The following is an 18193-nucleotide window of genomic DNA, read 5'->3' on the forward strand; positions in this document are numbered from 1 at the left end:
ATCACTTATTTTTATAGACGATGATTCAAGCAAAGCATTCCGACACCTCAACCACTCGCCTGCATACCCAACAGCATATAGCGGTCGACAGCCCCTCGGACACGCGCGGGCAGCGGCAGAGTGCCAATCACCGAATGCAGTTGCCGCCTGCAGAGCCAAAACACCATGCCAGCATAGACAAGACTGGCAACCACGCCCAGCAGCACGCCCGGGACGAGCCCGGACCGGACAGATGGAAGCAGCATTTTGATGACCAAGACCCCGGCCCCGACGGCCAAAGCGAGATAGCAGGGCAGCAACGCCTTCACGAACCGCCGTGGTGCCATGGTCGGATCAGCGCGGGTCAGGATCGCGAGCACGACTACTGCCACGACATATGCGCGCAGGCTGAACATGATGCCTAGGACCACCGGTCCATGTGTCGCACCGATCGAGAGGAAGATCATATTGGGAACGAGATCCACCACGGTAAGGATCAGTCCCATCCGTACCCAACCTTGGGATATGCTAAAGGTCTGGGACGATCCGATCACGGCATTGGTGGGATAGGCGACCGCCATCCATGCCAGCAATGGCCCTAAGGCAATCCACGCATGAGAGACGAACGTCGCGCTCACCGCTTCGGCACTGGCAAACAGCGCCAGAAAAGGAAAACTCAGAACCACGCAGGATATGAACATGATCTGCGCCAAAATTCCCGCCGCCCGTTGAGGGTCCGTGGCCAAGCGTGAGAAGATCGGCATCAGGACGCTTGTGAACGGCTGGTAGATCACGCTGATGACGAGATCGATGATCGTGCGCGCAATGCGAAACGTACCGGCGGTGGCGGGTCCAGCGAAGATGCCAATCGCCAGATCCGCCAGGCGCGTATTCGCCTGAACGCTCGCCTGGGCGAGACTGGTATAGCTTGCCATCCGCGCGAAGGCTCGAAGCTCTGCCCGATCGACGAAGAAACGAGGTCGAAATCCACTGCCAAAAAGTGCGACCGACGATGAAATGAGACTGGTCAGCAATGTGTTGGCGATCAGGCTCCAAGGTCCATAGCCGGCAAATGCCAAAAGGATGCAGAATGGCGCGGATCCAAACAATCCAGCCGTCCGGCGTATCGCCAACATCCGGAACTGGAATTTGCGGGTCAGCACCCCCTCGCCGACGACGCCCAACGACGTCGCCAGGGGCGCGAAGGCTGCCGGGACCATGTAGGACACAAGATTGGGCGCTTTGATCAAATGCGCGATCAACGGACTCAGCGCGATCGTGATCAAGGAGAAGACCACGCCTAGGCCGATCGCAAACCAAAACGCCGTGGCGAGAAAGTCGTCGGATGCCTCTTCGCGCTGGATGATGACCTGCACCGTGCCGTATAATGTCGCAACAAAAACCATCGGAAGCGAGATCGCAATCGCCGCGATGCCGAATTCAGCCGGACCAAGCAGCTTCGCTACAATGAAGAACAATGAAGCCTGAAGACCGCGCTCCACCAACATCTGACCGAGCGACCATGCGCTCCCACTCAAAGCGACCCGTGCAAAGCTCATCGTCTGCGATACTCGTCAGGAAAATGGAGACACAGCGACGAATGTTACAAGGTCCTCCGGTTCCCGTCCTGCTGGAAGAATGGGCATCCGACGTCTCTCGCCCATAAGAGCGGTCGTAGTATCAACATATTCGCCCTCTGCTCGTCAGCCAAGCGATATGTTTGGTGCGCCCACCAAGCGTATCGCAGACGGGGTAGCCATATCTGTTTCATCCTCGTTTCCGCAAAGAAGCCGCAGAGACGATAGTCGGATAGGATGTCGCCCTTAAAAACATGCCGGATAGTATATTCCATGGCGGACCAATCTCGTCATTCACCATGTGGTAGCCCGGCATTGAAGGCCTCGGTCACCTGCAGTTGCCACCATCAAGCGGTTATGCGACAAAGCCGACCTAAGCCCTTCTGGACTACGAATCCCCATGCAAATCCGTTCGATCCTTCTGCTCACGGTGCTGCTTGTCACCGCCGCTTGCGCTGAAAATGGCACAGGTCCTGTCATATCCAGTGGAGATCGGTATAGCTCCGCTGCCGCATCTGCGGCGGACTATCGCCTTGCTCCAGGCGATCGAATCAAGATCACGGTCTACAACGAGCCGAACCTAACGGGTGATTACGGCGTTTCCGCAGATGGGGCGGTTTCGTTGCCATTGATTGGCGATGTGCCCGCGACGGACCATACGGTGAATGAGGTGATTGCGGAGGCCACCACTCGCTACGCCGGGGGCTTCCTTCGCACACCGAAGCTTAGCGGCGAAGTCAGCATCTTTCGCCCTTTCTTCATACTTGGCGAAGTCGCGACACCGGGTAATTACCCGTATGTTGTCGGCATGACGGCGATGAACGCCATCGCTATCGCCAAAGGTTTCACCCCGCGCGCCAACCGTCGTATGGTATTCATCCGCCGTAAGGATGACGCCAAGGAGATCAGTTATCGCCTGACTCCGGAGCTGCGCGTTTATCCGGGGGATACGGTTCGCGTCGGAGAGCGCTACTTCTAAAGACGGGGTTGATTCGTTGGGGGTGGGGCAGATGATGACGCGCTGGAAGGCCTTGGCCTTGCCATCTGCCTTGCTTTTGGCAACGCCTGTTGTCGCGCAGGTCGAGGAAGGATTGATCGTCCAGCCGGCGATCCCGCAAAATTTCGGTCGAGACCGGAACGTCAGCGTGCAGCAGCAATCCCGCCCGGACTATGATCCGCTAGGCATACCGCTTGGTTCGCTGAACTTCTTCCCCGGTATCGAAATCGGCGGAGGTGGTGATTCGAACACCTATCTGACGGCAAAAAACCGGATCGCTTCGGCCTATCTCTATCAAGAGGCGTCGGCGCGTCTGATTTCAGGATGGTCGCGGCATTCGCTTCAGATCACGGGCTCTACGACGCAGCGAGAATATATCGGGCAATCCCAGCGAAACGAGGATCTTTGGACCATCGACGCTGACGGTCGTCTGGACATATATGATTCCCTGCAGGTCGAAGGGGATGCCAATATCTCACGCGGCTTCGAGAACATATTCTCGGGAGAAGTCACGCCGACAGTGGCGGCGCTTTCCCGGTATCGGCGCAATTTCGGCTCTATCAAGACCACCTACACGCAGGGCCGTATTCGCACCTTTCTGCTGTTGGATCATGCCGATTTCAATTTCGCCCCGGTGCCACTTCGTGCGGGCGGAGAGCAAAGCCAGAGCGAGCGCAACCGACAGATCACGCGGCTCACCGGCCAAATTGAGTATGCGCGAACCCCGTCGGTTTCCTTTTTCGCGCAGCTCGGCGGCAGTCGCACGAGCTTCAGCCAAGACCTGCCATCCGGCCTTCCCAATGTGGACTCGAAAGCGGTGCGGTTCCTCGGCGGCGTCAATGTGGATATCGCCCAGGGCATTCGCGGCACCGTCGGGCTAGGCTATAGCATTCGCAATTATGATGCGAGCGCCTATAAAACGGTGCGTGGTCTTTCGATCGAAACCCAGCTGCAAGCGTTCCCCACGTCGCGTTTGACCTTCGGATTGACTGCACAACGAACGATCGAAGATGCGACGATCGGTGGCTACGACCCCTTCCGGGATACCGCGTTGAGCGTGACTGCCGACTATGAAGTGCTGCGGAATCTGATCATCAGCGCCGCTGGCTATTATTCGCGGCAATCTTTTCTGGTCGAACACACTACCAGCAATGTTTACGGTGCCAGCGCGAGCGCACGCTTTCTGGTATCGCGACGCATCAGCCTTAGGGGGATACTGAACTATGGATCGTCTCCCTCCAATTCGGTGAGCCATACGACCATCGAAGTGGCCGCTGGATATCAATTGTAATATAATGCCATATGAATGGCGTTCGGTCGATCAACAGGGAATTCGGGGATATGGAAATCAGGCGCGAAGCGGATGAATACGAGGCTCGGCTTGCCGACGTCGTCAGTGTCGTTCGGGATACGGTTCGCCGGCGCTGGCTGACGTTGCTTGCAGTCACGGGCGTGGTGATGGTGCTGGGGTTCATCGTCGTCTCGCAAATGACACCAAAGTACGATGCGACTGCTAAGATAAGGCTGGATCCCGGCCGGAACCCCCTTAGCGGCAGCCAACAGCCGACAAGCGCCACCTTGTCCGATGATGCCATCGCAACCGAACTGACCGAAGCCCGTTCGCTCGAAGTCGCACGGGGCATCGTGCATTCGCAGGATCTGCTTTCCGATCCTGAATTCAATGGGGTTCTCGCTAAAGCGACCAACGCTACGGTGACCAATACCGATACCCGTGAGACGATCGTCGCCAACGAGTTGCTCCAACACGTCACGGTAACTCGCGAGAAGGATGCCTATGTTCTCGACATGACCGTGCGATCGATCGATCCGATCAAGGCGGCACGCTTGGCGAACTCTTTTGCCAAAGCTTATATCGATTATCGCACTGGCAAGAATGTCGGCACCGCGCGCCAGCAGACCGCTTGGTATCAGCAGCAATTGTCCGATCTCAATCATGATGCCACTCAGGCTGAGACACATGCGGCCGAGTATCGTGCCCGGGCCGGCATCCTCGAAGCCGGTGCAGATGGTAGCGGCGGCGGAACGATCGTGGACCAGCAGATTGCGCCCCTGGCGGGAATGCTGTCATCCGCGCAATCGGACGCTGCAACCGCGAACACGAATTTAGCGGAAGCGCAGGCGCAGGTTGCGCGTGGCGATTTCGCCAATGTCTCTTCGGTGCTCACCTCTCCGGTGATCCAGACGCTCCGCAATCAGCGCTCCCAACTGCTGCTGGCTCAGGGCGAAGTTGAAAAGCGTTATGGTGATCTGCATCCGGAAAGCATCCGCGTCCGGGACCAGGTCACAGCGGTCGATACGCAGATCAAGGCAGAAGCAAACCGAATCCTCGGCTCCCTGCGAGCCACTGCAGCCGCGTCACAGGCACGTGTTGGCAGCCTGAGAAAATCCCTCGACGAGCTCGAGCTGCAGCGGGAGCGCAGCGTTGAGGCATCCGCGGCCGCAGACGGGCTGCAGCATGAAGCGGATGCGAAACAGGCGCTCTACGACAAGATGTCGCAGATGTCCTTGGACAGCATGCAGGCCGCCGATTCGAAGATGGCCCTGGCCGAGGTGGTGGTTTCGGCTGAGCCGCCTGCCAAGCCGGTCGCTCCCAACAAGCCCCTCCTTTACGCCTTGTCGCTCATCGTTGCGCTTCTGGCCGGAGCCGCCACGATCACTGCCCTGGAGAAGCTGAGCAGCGGTTTCCGCTCGGTCGAGGATCTCGAACAGCAATTGGGGCTTCGCGTGCTGGCGGTCGTGCCGAAGGTGGCGAAGTCCGAAAATCCGGGCGAACTCATGCTCGATCGGCCGACGTCCATGTTTGCGGAATCGTTCCGCATCGCGCGCACCGCGATACTCGGGGCCCGCACCGACACGGACGTAAAGGTCATCGCGTTCACGTCCGCTTTGCCCGCGGAAGGCAAGACGACCTCCGCAGTCGCCTTCGCTCGAACCTTGGCGATCGCCAATGCGCGCGTGTTGCTGCTCGAGTGCGATGTCCGGCGCGCCGCCGTTCGGGAAATCGTCAGAAGCAATGCCCCCAAAGTGGGTCTGGTGGAACTGCTGCACGGCGAGATTTCGCTCGACGAAGCGATCAAGCCTGGTGACGTACCCAATCTCGATCAAATCCTGGTGGTAAGCCCATATTTTTCGGGCGAGAATCTGTTCGGCGAAGGCCGCATGGAGCAGCTGCTCAACGCCGTCCGTGATCGCTACGATTATATCGTACTCGATCTGCCGCCGCTTATGGGGTTGGCGGACGGGCGCTACCTGGCGGTATTTGCCGATGCTACGGCGCTCGTGGTGAAATGGAGCAGCACGCCGATCTCAGCCGCGACCTCGGCCGCAGGATGGTTGCGGAGCGATGGCAGCAAGCCGGTTGGCGTGATCTATACTCAGGTTGATCCGTCAGCCCATTCGGTCGGGGGCTTGTACTATTACTCGAAACAATATTCGGATTATTATCAAAGATGATCGCCGCCGCCGGGTTCGCTCGGCGGCGCTGGCGTTTTCCGGGCGGGTGGAAGTGGCCGCGGCTGCCGGGCGAGGAATGCACGGCCGGCAGCCTTGCAACGCGCTCCAGCTAGGGCGTCACAAGCCTGCAATCCTGTCAAGCGAGCGGCGCAGCTCGCGTAGCGGCCTCATCAGCAGCCCACGAGGCGAGACGATCGTTCGTTTGACGTCGATGAGGGTGACAGGCCCCGCCGCCGATAAAGTATGACACCCATCACGATAAGGCGCCGCGGCTGACGGAGCGTGCAAGATCCCGGCGGCCGAGAGGATGATGCTGTCGGGCTCCAACCGCTCGAAGCGGAGAAGACGCAACGCAGCGCCATACGTGCCTCGGCAGTCCTGGATAGGCAGATGCAGGACACCGCCTCGCCACAATGGGGTGCCTCCTGGGCGCGCCCCGTTTACATCTACGAGGACGGGGTTAGCGGGATGATCCGTCCACGGCCCTTCCAGCCGGTCTGCCCACGCCGCATGAAGATGAGACAGCCGCCCGCGCTCGGGAAAGGCAGGCGCATAGAATAGCCACCAGCGTGATCCGTCGTGAAAGGGGGTCGCGTCGAGCGGGATATGGCCGAGTTCGATCCGATGGGCCCGTTCCCACCGATATGGAAATGCCATCGCGCGATAAAGCCAGAGCCCGCCGGACTGAAATGCTTCGGGCAGGAGCCATGTTTCCCCGTCCGCCTCGAACACGAAGGGATAGGACAGATGCCATGGTTCTTGCAGCACCGATGTCTGCTCGACCAAAGCAAGGTCGCTATCAAAAACACTGACGGAAATGGTGCCGATCGCGTCGCGATAATCGAACTTCTCCGTAAAGACATAGAGCATGTTTCCACGCCAAAGGCCGAACGGATCAGCATGGTATCGCAGGTTTCCCGATCCGGGGATCCATGTCAGCGGCAGGTCGCCCAGCGATGCACGCGCAAGAATCTCGTCGACCGGTGCGGGCACGATCGCACATCGCCAGATATCCTTTCTCAACTGCACCGGAAAAACCGTGATGACGTTCCGCGTTCAGCGCGGCTGAGAGCATTGGCGATCGACGCCGGGGCAAGATCGCGTCCCATCCATCGCCGTCTGGCATATCGATGCGAATACGGAAACCATCTTCATCGATGACGGTCGATTAGGAGAAACCGCGCAAAAGGATGACGCCATTGCCGACATCACCAATCCCCCTCAAATGCACGCAACTACCGGCTGCACGATCGGTGGCCGCAGGCCAAGCAACAGGAACTATCATCAACCGCGGTTGAATGATCAACTCGTTGACGAAATGGATAATGCAACGCGCAGCATTGTCTCGGACAGCTTCGCTTGCGCCGCCCCTTCATGAGCCTTATCGCCGTGAAACAACAACGCCTGTCGGGATCGTGACCATCTCGTGAAACAATCCGCCGACGCTCCATCCTTCCGCCTGGCACGCATATCCCGCGCCATGACCCGTTCGCAGGAGATCGCGCCCAAGTGGAGCGAGTATCTCGCGATACTGACATTCGCGATGCTCATCGGGCTGACGCTGCTCGGTCCCTGGATGACGATCAGAAACGAGGCCGGACAGAATCTGATCCGCCAGGCCGGATACGGCACCATTTTGCTGCTCGCATTGGTGGCCATGCGTCCGTGGCGCCATCCGGAACGGTTGCTGGTCGTGCCCTGGCCAATCTTGCTGGCGCTGGTCTGGTGCTGGTTGACCTTGCTATGGGCGATCGACCCTGCGGTGGGGATGCGACGGCTCGTTCTCACGACGATCATCGCCTGGTCGCTGTTTGCGCTGGTGCGTCAGTTGGGCGCAGAACGGACGGTCGCGGTCCTGCGATTCATGCTCGTGGCGATGTTGGTGGTGAACTTTTTCGTCGTACTGGCCTATCCGACGATCGGCGTGCATCTGAACACCGACGGCGAAGGCTTCGGCGGAAAGTGGCGTGGGCTGATGGCTCATAAAAATTATGCCGGCATGGTCTGCGCGATAACGATCCTGTTCTTCGCGTTCGACGCAGCCGCCGTCCATCGCATGATCCGCATCATCGTCTGCGTCGCCGCCGCCGTGTTTCTCGTGATGAGCGATTCTCGCACGTCCATGGGAATCGGCGTGGCTGCCATCATGGCAGGCCTCCTCTTCACGTATCTTGCCGGCCGTAACGGGCAGCATCGCCTTGCGTCCCCGGCATTGGCATGGCTGCTGCTGATCATCCCGGCAGTGATTTTCGTCAGCATGGCGATCGATAATGCGCCCTACCTCCAGATGGTCAGCGATCCGTCCGGCTTCACCGGAAGGACGCAAATCTGGGCGGCGTTGATCAAGGCCTATGCCGATCATCCTTGGCTGGGCGTCGGCTACGGATCATTCTGGGATCTCGGTTCGGACGGCCCGATTTTTCGCTATGCGAGCGGCTGGGTCACGGACATGAGCGAAGGGCATAACGGCTATCTCGATCTCTTGGTGCAGACCGGGTGCATCGGCGCCGTACTGGTGCTATATGCCGTTCTGGTGTGGCCTGCCCGGCGATTGCTGCACGGCGGGAACCATCCCGCACGGGCGCTGGGCGCAGCGCTGGTGATATTTTGCGTTGGGCATAATTTCACGGAATCGCAGCTATTCGATCGCGACGCGCTGGCGCAGGTATTCCTCATGATCGCCATCGCTCTATTATGGGCAGTGACGGCAGCGCCCATTGGCGGGACGGCTATTTCCGTCCCTGACCGGCGCCATCGCCCCGTTCCGCCGCGCGCACCGCTTCGTCTCTGATCGCCTGATGGCGAAGACAGCATCGTCCGAGCGACGCATGATCATACTCGGCGGCTCGCGGCACCACCGCGGCGGTCTGGAGGCCTTTTGCGAACGCGCGGCGATTGCGCTGCCACGGCACGCCGCCAATTGGCAGGCGACCTGGTGGCCGACCGACACCGCTTATTTTTCGCTGAGGCATCTCGGCGCGCTCGTGCGGGCATGGCGACGACTGGGCCGGGTCAAGCCCCGGGAAGTCGATCTTATCTGGCTGCAATGGAGCACATTCGCGGACCTTTTATTCTTGCGTCGCGCACTGGCGCTGGGGATTCCCGTGATGGCGACGCCGCACCTTGGCGCCAATGCCCGGCTTCAGCGGGTGCCGGTGCTGCGTGCCCTCAGCACCAGGTTGCTCGCGCGTGCGGATCGGATTGCGCTGCTCTTCGCCGGGCAAGATACCGAAATCGCGCTTCCGTCTGGGGTGCCCCGAACAGTGACTGGATCCTTCCTTCCGGAGACGGCACTATCCGCCCGTCGCTCTATCGAGGGAACGGCGCCGCTAAAGCTGATCCATGCCAGCCGCCTGAGCCACGGCAAAGGCACGTTTCGGATGGTCGCGCTATGCGCCACGTTGCGCGCACAAGGCATCGCCTTCCACGCGCAAATCGCCGGGCGCGCCGATCCCGCAACGATGGCCGAACTGCGGCAGGCCATCGCCGATGCGGACCTGGGCGCTTCGCTCACCTTAACCGATTGGATGAATGAGGCCGCATTGATCGATGCCCTCGAACGGACAGATATATTGGTGCATTTGTCCGAGCTCGACAGCTTCCCCCTCATCGTCCTCGAAGCACTGGCGGCCGGGACCATGCCGATCGTCGCCGACATGACCGGGGCACGCGCCATGGCAGAGCGCTATGGCGGCTTCGTCGCCACGGGTACTGACGGCGGCGTGACAGCCGCCGCAGACTGGCTCGCGACGCAGGATCTGGCAGATCTGCGGCACAGAGCGGCCGATGTCGCCGCAGCGGTTCGCCGAGAACAGGCGTGGGAGAGTTGCGTGGGACGCGTCGTCGACGCCGCCAACACGACGATCGAAGGGCGGAACGCCAACCGAAGTCTTCGGGGTTGAAATATCGGTGGAAACCGGCAACGTCATCCTATGATGAAAACTTCGGTTTCAGGCGAAGACTTGGGCATCCCGGGTTGGCGGCACGTTCAGGGTAGATCGTAGATATGCAACGAAGGCGAAAAGCGAGTTCGGCCGAGGCTGGCGCCGGCGTCGATTACCCGTCGAAAGCGCTCGAAAGGCGCTCGTTTCGATGCTTTGTCGCCCTTGTCATATCCATGTTCCTGAACTTCGTTCTCGCAATCCTGAATCAACACGGGGTGGCGATGGACACCCAAAAAGTCACCATCATCCAGACCTTCGTCACGATCTGCTGCGGCAGCCTGCTATTTTCGCGATATACGAAAATAAGCGACACGTCGGTGATGGTATTGGCCGGGATATTCCTACTGCTTCTACTGACAAATTTCACCAATACACCTAATGTAAAAACATTTTACGACTGCCTCATTATCCCACTTTACATTGCGCTTGGTGCATCTGCTTTCGGCGTGAAAGAACGCTGGATGAATGGCCTGCTCTTGTTCGTTTCGCTGTTCGTAGGAATGGAGATCCTCGCTCCATCTTTGTATAGCTCGATGGTCAATCCGGGAGCCTACTTCACCGCAACGCGGGAGTGGGTCGGCGGGCAGACCGCAAACCATGCCATCGACGACGGCTTGTATATCGGTGCCTATAGAGGTGGCGGCTCGATATTCTCGCTTGCCGACCACCGTGTCTCGGGACCATTTCTGGAGCCCCTTTCGCTGGGATATTTCTCGATCATAATGGCCACCTATTTCGCGAGCATGTATCGTGGATCGCTATTGTATCGATTGATCGTAATCGGAATCTGCATCTTTCTATCACTACTATCCGATTCTCGTGCCGCTTCTGCAATTATTATTATTGGAACACCAATTTTACTTCTAAGGGTTAGGGTTCCGACGATAACTTCGTGGGCAGTCTCACCGATTATATTGTTGCTCTCCTGGTCTATATACTATTTTCAACCGCAATTTCTCACGGGAGATTATTTTTACAGGATCGGACTAACGTTCGAGGGCATGGATCAGATCACGATAGCAGATCTTGTTCTCGGAAGAGTGCCAATCGAGCACATGTTTGATAGCGGGTATTCCTACCTGCTCCATTGCGTGACTCCGCTGGGCGTGTTCCCGATCATTTGGTATTGTTGCGGCCTATTTACGCGACGTAGGAATTCCAACCCGACCATTTTTCTCATGCTATCGCTATATGCGACAACAACCCTGCTGCTGGGAGGCGCATTTTTCTCGATCAAAACCGCCAGCCTGCTCGGATACATTATCGGCATTGCGGGACTCGGCACCTCTCCACTGCAAGCTCTTAGACGTCTTCCGAAAAATCAGTTCACCTCACAGATACTGGCACCTGAGGAGATACCATCGGATGATGAAACACGCGCAATGCGAAGCGCGGCTACCCAGTTTTTTTCCTGACCATGTCGTTCACGGAATGACGTCATTGCCAATCAACGAGCTTCCCGATTTCACGTATAATAATTTAACTAACAGAATAAACTTGTTTAAATAATCAAATAAATGAGCATGCCACTTTGCTTCCAACGGTAAAGGCGGATCATGCATCGTCAGTTATGTTAACGGCGGCCTAGTATAACCATTTATTCTCCCCCAGTATTAACTGAACTGGCTAGAACTGAGTTTAGGGGATAGAAATGCGAAGTTCGGAGGCTAAACCACGATATGAGACACTCGATGCAATGCGTGGTTTTGCGGCACTTTTGGTTGCCACCTTTCATTTTAGCCGTCCGCTAGCCGAAAGCGGATATTTGGCCGTAGATTTCTTTTTAGCACTCTCGGGATTTGTGATCGCCAAAAATTACTCGGGACGTCTTCGGAACGATGCTGCGTTGAGCCTCGGGCGATTCATGGTGCTGCGCCTTATTCGGCTTTATCCACTTTTCTTTGCAGGATCACTCATTGGGATAGCGCACGAGATACAAAGCACTTGGCGGGGCGCAGGCATTCACCTTTCCTGGACGGCGCTACCCATGGCGTCCCTGCTAGATTTATTGATCTTGCCTTGGCCAGGTACGGACATGATGTATCCGATTAACGGAGTATTCTGGTCGATTGCCGGCGAGGTTATCGTCAATCTTCTTTTTGCGATCTGGCTGTTTAGGGCGTCCTCGCGGATCATCGCCGCGATCGTGGCCGTTCTGGCGCTATGCCTTTGCCTTTTTATCAAGGCTCCGAATTTTGCGGACAGCGGCGCTGTCTGGTCCCTTTCCTATTTGGCAGCCGCACGAACCATGTTTTCGTTCGCCGTCGGGGTGTTGATTGCGAGGTTCGAATTCTTTGCAAATCCCCGGTCCAGTTGGGCGTCTCTGGTCGTCATCCTAGGACTCGTTGCCATCCTGCTTGCGCCGATTGGCCTGGAGTGGCGACGCGCGTTCGATATCAGTGCGATCCTGATCGCCTTCCCGCTCCTGCTAATCGCGGGGACGAAACTCAACTTGCCACGCCCGCTGGTCGCGCCCGGCCTATTTCTGGCGGACATTTCATACGCGCTATATGCGATCCATCTGCCTATCACTAAAGTGGTAGCATATGTCCTCAAGGCCAAAAACATAGAGCCTTTGGAGGCGCTGCCATTGTTTTTGGCCGGTATAATCTTGATCTCGTTCTTGGCGGTCCATTTTTTTGACAAGCCGGCGCGAAAGTATCTGAGCGTCAAGTTTCACAGTCGGTTCTCCGCAAAGCCGCAAATGGTCTGAAGCGAACAACCAATTGACGAACAGCAAAAACCCGTAATAATCTTTAGTTTAATTGCGATAATTGTAAATAATTAGCTCATTTTTCACAGAAGGTATATTTCTATTATGCAACATTATTATTTTAATAACGAATATTTATTATTTAACAAAAAAATATAATTTTTAGGGATAATCCACAGGAGCGATCTAAATCTCGACAGGAAGTACTCGGATTAGTTTGGCTGGAATTCCCATATAAAGTCCGTTCGCTTCGGTAGTAGTCGTGATGACAGCTCCAGCACCAATGACGCACCCTTCCCGGATCGCGCACCCTGGTAGGATGATGCATCCAGCACCAAGCCAAACTCCATCTTCGATATGCACTGGCTGACTCTTGAGTTTTAAGCTGGCTCTTTTTTTCGGGTTTGAAGTTATATCGTGAGTACTGGTGATAATCGTAACACCCGGCCCAATACTCACGTCATTCCCAATCATAACCTCCCCTTCTCCGTTTGTTCGGAACCCTGTGTTGATAAAAGTGCGACTCCCAATCCGCACAGGTGCGATCGATAATTCGTTCGGGGTATCAATGAACGAATTTTCACCGAAATTTATTCCGACAGATTTCAATATTTTAATTCTAATAAACCATGGCACTATCCGTAAATTGTTGACCCCTAACATAACGTCACGGAGCATCCGATTAATCTTCCTCACGTAGCATCCCTTCATCGCAATTGCAGATTCGGCTTCACATCATAACCGATTGAGCTTGCCGGCAGGCAGAACTGGGTATCCTGCCGTCGACGCTAGAGCATTTTCACCAATCGGATCCACTTGCGCATGAACCGACCTGCACGGAATAGCCACCATCGCTGACCGGAATGGGACGACGCTCAACGCTTCGCGTTGCATCGCAACGCCTTTGCTGCAATGGCGGGCCGGAAATAGGGACGCTTTCAGGAGGCCGACGACATTGGTGATCGCTGTAGATCTTGTGTTGGCGACAAGGCCCAAAGCGTCGACCGGGATCGAGCGGTACGCCGTGAATCTCTTCAAGGCTCTGCGGGACATTTCACCCGAGACGATCGCGTTCGTCGACAGGCGCTCGACGGTTCTAGACGGGCCGGGCGTCATATCGATCGAAGGAGGCTTCAAAGGCTGGGCGCTGATGCCGTTCGCATCGTCCTATCGCGCCGCCAAATTCGACATCCTGCTGTGCCCCGCCTTCCCGCCCAGTCCTTTGGCGCTATTTTCGAAAACGCCGGTCAGCCGTATCATCCACGATGATTTCCCATGGACGCGCTCGGCGACCCTCAATGCCCGTGGTCGTTTTCTGTTCAGGGATGTCGAAACGCGAATGGCGCCCCGTTACAGGCCCTTGTTCGCGCCGACCGATCTGATGGCACGGAGTTTGGCCGGCATATTAGGCCGGGACGTCATCACGATCGGCAACGCCCCCGGGCTCGATCTCGACGCCGCGCCCCCGGTCGGCGAACGCCGCCCACAGCTCGTCGCCGTCGGCACGATAGAACCGCGCAAGAACTATGAAGCCGTGCTGGCCCTGACCACCCATCTGCCAAAATCCTGGTCGGTGGCGGTCGTCGGCCGCAAGGGATGGGGCGATGTCGCGACAGACTGGGATCGGCGCCTCGACGAAAAGGTGGGTTCGCTGACATGGCATGGCCATGCGTCGGACGCGGACTTGCTGGCGCTGTACCGGACGTCCAGCTGCTTTATCTCGATGTCGCTGGCTGAGGGTTTCAACATGCCGCTTGTCGAAGCGGGTAGTCTTGGCCTGCCGATCGTGTGCAGCGACATCGTAATCCATCGCACGGTGGCGCCGCCATGGGCGCACTTCGCCCCGCTCACAATATCCCCGGAACATCTGTCCGATATCGTCCTCCAGGCCTCCAGCGCCTTGCCCGCGGCGGCCGACGTGGCCGCCTACCGGCAACGGTTCAGCTGGAAGGCGATCGCGCACAAGCTTGAAAGAGACATCGCAGATGACTGATATGCGTCCTGCGGGTTCTCTACGGGCAAACCGCCGTTACGGTCTGAATTTCGAGCGCGCGACGTTCGAGCGGGTCGTCGAGATCGCGCTCGAACCTCGCGACGCGCCGCAGCTCTACTGCACCTGCAATTTGAATCATCTGCGCCTCTTGCAGACGGATGCCGAATTCCGCGACGCCTATCGCAAGGCCGGGGTGATCACCGTGGACAGCCGGCCGATCCAGTTGCTCGCGCGGTTGCAGTGCGCGGATTCGCTGCCGCTCGTCACCGGCTCCGATCTTTTCTCGGCACTTATTCCGAGACTCAGGCCAAGCGTGGATCGTCCCTTCTTCGTCACGAGTTCGATGGAAGCAGGCCATATCCTGGCGAGCCAACTGATGGATCAGGGCTTCGCGCCCGAGGCCATCGGCCATGTCAGCCCGCCCTTCGGCTTTCAGGACGACGAGCCTTATAGCGATCATCTCATCGAGCAGATCACGGCGCTGGGAACGACGCATCTCTTCATGGGTGTCGGCGCTCCCAAGTCCGAACGCTGGATTGCCCGGTATTTTGCCAAGTTGCCAGCGGCACACATCTTCTGCGTCGGCGCGGCGCTGGATTTCACGTCCGGCCTGAAGAATCGCGCTCCGTCATGGCTACGTCGCTTCAACCTCGAATGGCTGCACCGGATGCTCGGCGAACCGCGTCGGCTGGCCCCGCGATATCTGGGCGATGCCCTGTTCCTGGCACGGATTATCGGTGGGGGGCGGCTCGTCCAGGTCAGCCCTATGCCGCAAGATATAGGACATAATGTCGGATAGCGGCCGTGAAGCTCGTTCCAGATGCCCAGAGCGCTAACACGGAGCGCTCAAAACCTTAAAATCAGCACTGCATCGCCGTGATCAAAATAGCTTATCATTTAGGGTGCAGCTCGGCCCCACCTCGCCAAGCGGCACCGTAGCGGCGCATCATAAAAGCGGGCCAATCCCCAAGCCACGATCACTGCGCCTGCTATCGCCAATAGACCACTCCACGGCGCGAGGCTTTCCGCAGAAACGTGCCCTATTTTCACAAGCCGATCCCATGGCAATGTCGCATGGATGACATAGAGCGGATAAGAGACCAGCCCGAGCCATAGATAGGGCTTCGACCACCGCGGCTCGCTATGGAGCGCTGTGATGCACAGCAGCGGAAAGGCGAGCATCACGCACAGCGCATCCTTGATCCAGCCAAGCCAGGTGGGCAGCGCGAACAGCATGCTGGCGGCGATCAATATCAGCCACGGCGGCATCCGTATGTGCCACAACCGGCCAGCCGCGAGGAGCCGTGCCAACACTATCCCTGTGGAGAAACCTGCAGCGACCCGAAGCAGGCCGATTTCAGGCCGCTGCCAGTTCGAGCCGAAATCCAGCCCCCCCGCGTGCCACGCCGCGACGGCGAGCGCCGCCTGGGCGAGCATGGCCATGGCGATCACCATGCCGGGTTTCAGCCAGCGCAATGATAGTGCGTAGGCGAGGTTGATCAGCAATTCCCAAAACAGCGACCAGCACGGGATGTCGAGCGGATAAAGATCAGCGCGCGGCGCCGGGAAGAGATTAGGAAGTAGCAGCGCACCGCACAGCACGACGGGCAGCAGCGTGCCCCATGTCCACCCCGACCCGGCAAACAGCAGTCCGGTCATCGCGACAGCCGTCCCCACTCCCAGCCCCGCAAGATAGAGCGGCATGAGCCGGATTATCCGCTTGGCCATGAAATCCGAGACGGTCATGCCCTGTGCCAGCCTGTGCTCATAGGCGTGGGTGATAACGACACCGCTCATCAGAAAGAAGAGATCGACCGCGAGATAGGCGCTGCGGAACACAAATGGCCCGAGCATATCCTGATAATGGAAGGTCACCACCGCAAGCGCGGCAATTCCGCGAAGACCGTCCAGCGTGGCGAAATTGTGCGTGCGGCTTGGCTGCTTAGGGACTGCCGCGTTCGCTAAAGCTGCGGGCCGACCGAACCCCAATTCGGCCGCCTTCTCCTGCCCTGCCATCAAGAAGAGCCGGATAGCTGATATGTTGTTCGACCGTCGTCGCCGGCGAAACGAAACCATAGGATACCGACGGATTCAACTTGATCGGAGTCGCCTGAGCAGCGTCGCATTGTGATGTCAAAGAAACGACGCATAGTCTTTTTTCCTATCGCCCAGCCTGGCGCTTTGGGCACCCAAGCCGCCCAGGGCCATCACCTTCATCATGCTGAGATTCTCAGATCAGCACGTTATCATCTTAATATTTTCCGATAAAATGCCTCAGAACTGCCATTTGCGGCTTATCAACCGACCCTATCGGGTCGATGGTTTGGCTATTGTCTTTTCCCCAGACCCCGCCTCCAGCCCAGTAGGTGGCGCCGATAAAGACATCGTGATGGGACGTCATCACATCGACCATGTCTGTCAACTCGCGAAGCGAAGCGAGGCTAGGGCCGGTGCTGAACTCGCCGATAAATATTGTCCGCGAGTGGGATCGTGCCCAAGCGATGACGGGCAACAGAACCTTGGCGCCAATGCCAGGAATCGCGTCGGGACGAGAACCTCCGAACCCCTCGTCCAGATATTGGTGCATATCAAACCCAAAATTATCCGCCGGATCGACAGCACCAAGCATCACCGATCCGTTGCCGGAATCGATCCATGAATGCGCTCCGGTCCATGCAATGCCGGAAAACAAAACCTTTCCCCGACCACCATGATGCCTGATCGCCGCACAAGCGGCATTTTGCGCGGCCAGGTTCAAATGCGCATCCTGGTCATGAGGTTCGTTCATCAAACCATACCATATGCGCGGCTGTTTTCCGTAACGCAGGGCCAACCGCCCCCAAAAGTCGGCGAAGGCCGCGATCGTCGCGTCGTTATTGGCGGCCCCGATTACGCCCGTACCTCGACGCCCGTAATCATGCGCATCCAGCAGAATAGTTGCGCCTGCCTGGGTCACGACCTCAACAAGCCGATCGAGACCCGCCATCGCGGCAGGATCCAGCGGCGCGTTCAAGGTCGGCTGAAGCCGTGTCCATCGGAATGGCACGCGAAAGACATCGAATCCCTTGGACAGATAATATCGAAGATTGGATTCGTCCGGCCAATTCCACTGACCGCCGATCGCCTCAAATTCGGAACCCGCCAAATTCACGCCCATCAGGAATGGGGACCGATCTCGGATCGCGGCTTTACCGAAAACGGGGCCGGCGCAAAGAGGCAAGCCAGCCCCAAGGGCTACGGCCGCTCGGCGGGTCAGCATCTTCATAAAACAGGACTCCATCGATAGCGGCTGAGGCATCAACCCGCCGACGCCGGTTCGGCGGCAACGGCCTGTCCATGCGACGCCTAGCGCCTTCCACCGCACCTCGCCAAGCCGATCGCATCGCCATGTTCGGATGACGTCACGTGCCAGCGAACTCCGCCAATATGCCCGATCTGCGCGCTTGCGAAAACGGGTTTCATGGATTAGCCCGAGATCGGGTCACGACAATCTCACAGCTTTGCGGGAACGGAGCA

The 18193-nt window shown here is 57.8% G+C and carries 14 protein-coding genes; 9 read left to right on the forward strand and 5 right to left on the reverse strand.

Annotated features, from left to right (window positions below):
• Window positions 1-47: 47 nt before the first annotated feature.
• Window positions 48-1538 carry an oligosaccharide flippase family protein gene (locus PBT88_RS11515; protein WP_270075490.1) on the reverse strand — a complete coding sequence of 497 codons (1491 nt, stop codon included), beginning with the start codon at window positions 1536-1538 and terminating at the stop codon, window positions 48-50.
• A gap of 418 nt (window positions 1539-1956) precedes the next feature.
• On the opposite strand from PBT88_RS11515, the gene PBT88_RS11520 reads away from it, so the two are divergent.
• From PBT88_RS11520 to PBT88_RS11530, 3 genes are read left to right on the forward strand one after another with little or no spacing between them, the layout of a single operon-like run.
• Window positions 1957-2535 carry a polysaccharide biosynthesis/export family protein gene (locus tag PBT88_RS11520; protein WP_270075491.1) on the forward strand — a complete coding sequence of 193 codons (579 nt, stop codon included), beginning with the start codon at window positions 1957-1959 and terminating at the stop codon, window positions 2533-2535.
• Window positions 2536-2566: 31 nt separating this feature from the next.
• The gene (locus PBT88_RS11525; RefSeq protein ID WP_270075492.1) at window positions 2567-3844 is read left to right on the forward strand and encodes an outer membrane beta-barrel protein; all 1278 of its coding nucleotides are present in this window, start codon (window positions 2567-2569) and stop codon (window positions 3842-3844) included.
• Between the two features lie 50 nt (window positions 3845-3894).
• Entirely contained in the window at window positions 3895-6027 is a 2133-nt protein-coding gene (locus PBT88_RS11530; protein ID WP_270075493.1) for a GumC family protein, read from the forward strand.
• Window positions 6028-6144: 117 nt separating this feature from the next.
• Here the strand turns inward: PBT88_RS11530 and PBT88_RS11535 are convergent, their stop codons facing one another.
• Complete coding sequence (locus tag PBT88_RS11535; protein WP_270075494.1) at window positions 6145-7056, reverse strand: glucosamine inositolphosphorylceramide transferase family protein; 912 nt, start codon at window positions 7054-7056, stop codon at window positions 6145-6147.
• 451 nt (window positions 7057-7507) lie between these two features.
• On the opposite strand from PBT88_RS11535, the gene PBT88_RS11540 reads away from it, so the two are divergent.
• The 4 genes from PBT88_RS11540 (at window position 7508) to PBT88_RS11555 (ending at window position 12684) form a co-directional block, all read left to right on the forward strand.
• Window positions 7508-8818, forward strand: coding sequence for an O-antigen ligase family protein (locus PBT88_RS11540; protein ID WP_270075495.1), 1311 nt, complete (start codon window positions 7508-7510; stop codon window positions 8816-8818).
• A gap of 7 nt (window positions 8819-8825) precedes the next feature.
• Complete coding sequence (locus tag PBT88_RS11545) at window positions 8826-9929, forward strand: glycosyltransferase (protein WP_270075496.1); 1104 nt, start codon at window positions 8826-8828, stop codon at window positions 9927-9929.
• A 215-nt stretch (window positions 9930-10144) separates the two neighbouring features.
• Complete coding sequence (locus PBT88_RS11550; protein WP_270075497.1) at window positions 10145-11386, forward strand: hypothetical protein; 1242 nt, start codon at window positions 10145-10147, stop codon at window positions 11384-11386.
• 281 nt (window positions 11387-11667) lie between these two features.
• A complete protein-coding gene (locus PBT88_RS11555) occupies window positions 11668-12684 on the forward strand; it encodes an acyltransferase family protein (protein ID WP_270075498.1) in 1017 nt (338 codons plus the stop codon).
• 186 nt (window positions 12685-12870) lie between these two features.
• Here PBT88_RS11555 and PBT88_RS11560 read toward each other — a convergent pair whose 3' ends face one another.
• Window positions 12871-13362: an acyltransferase gene (locus tag PBT88_RS11560; RefSeq protein ID WP_270075499.1), complete on the reverse strand. Its 492-nt coding sequence runs from the start codon at window positions 13360-13362 to the stop codon at window positions 12871-12873.
• A 226-nt stretch (window positions 13363-13588) separates the two neighbouring features.
• Here PBT88_RS11560 and PBT88_RS11565 point away from each other — a divergent pair, with 226 nt between their 5' ends.
• Together PBT88_RS11565 and PBT88_RS11570 are read left to right on the forward strand one after the other, a co-directional pair.
• The gene (locus tag PBT88_RS11565; protein WP_270075500.1) at window positions 13589-14677 is read left to right on the forward strand and encodes a glycosyltransferase; all 1089 of its coding nucleotides are present in this window, start codon (window positions 13589-13591) and stop codon (window positions 14675-14677) included.
• Entirely contained in the window at window positions 14670-15476 is an 807-nt protein-coding gene (locus tag PBT88_RS11570) for a WecB/TagA/CpsF family glycosyltransferase (protein ID WP_270075501.1), read from the forward strand. Before PBT88_RS11565 ends, PBT88_RS11570 begins: the two co-directional genes overlap by 8 nt.
• 98 nt (window positions 15477-15574) lie before the next feature.
• Here PBT88_RS11570 and PBT88_RS11575 read toward each other — a convergent pair whose 3' ends face one another.
• Both PBT88_RS11575 and PBT88_RS11580 read right to left on the reverse strand, forming a co-directional pair.
• Window positions 15575-16693 (reverse strand): acyltransferase family protein, encoded by a 1119-nt coding sequence (locus tag PBT88_RS11575; protein WP_270075502.1) that lies wholly within the window; start codon window positions 16691-16693, stop codon window positions 15575-15577.
• 235 nt (window positions 16694-16928) lie between these two features.
• Window positions 16929-17942 carry a glycoside hydrolase family 5 protein gene (locus PBT88_RS11580; protein WP_270075503.1) on the reverse strand — a complete coding sequence of 338 codons (1014 nt, stop codon included), beginning with the start codon at window positions 17940-17942 and terminating at the stop codon, window positions 16929-16931.
• Window positions 17943-18193 lie beyond the last annotated feature (251 nt).

This window comes from Sphingomonas abietis, from assembly GCF_027625475.1.
Lineage (GTDB): Bacteria > Pseudomonadota > Alphaproteobacteria > Sphingomonadales > Sphingomonadaceae > Solisphingomonas > Solisphingomonas abietis.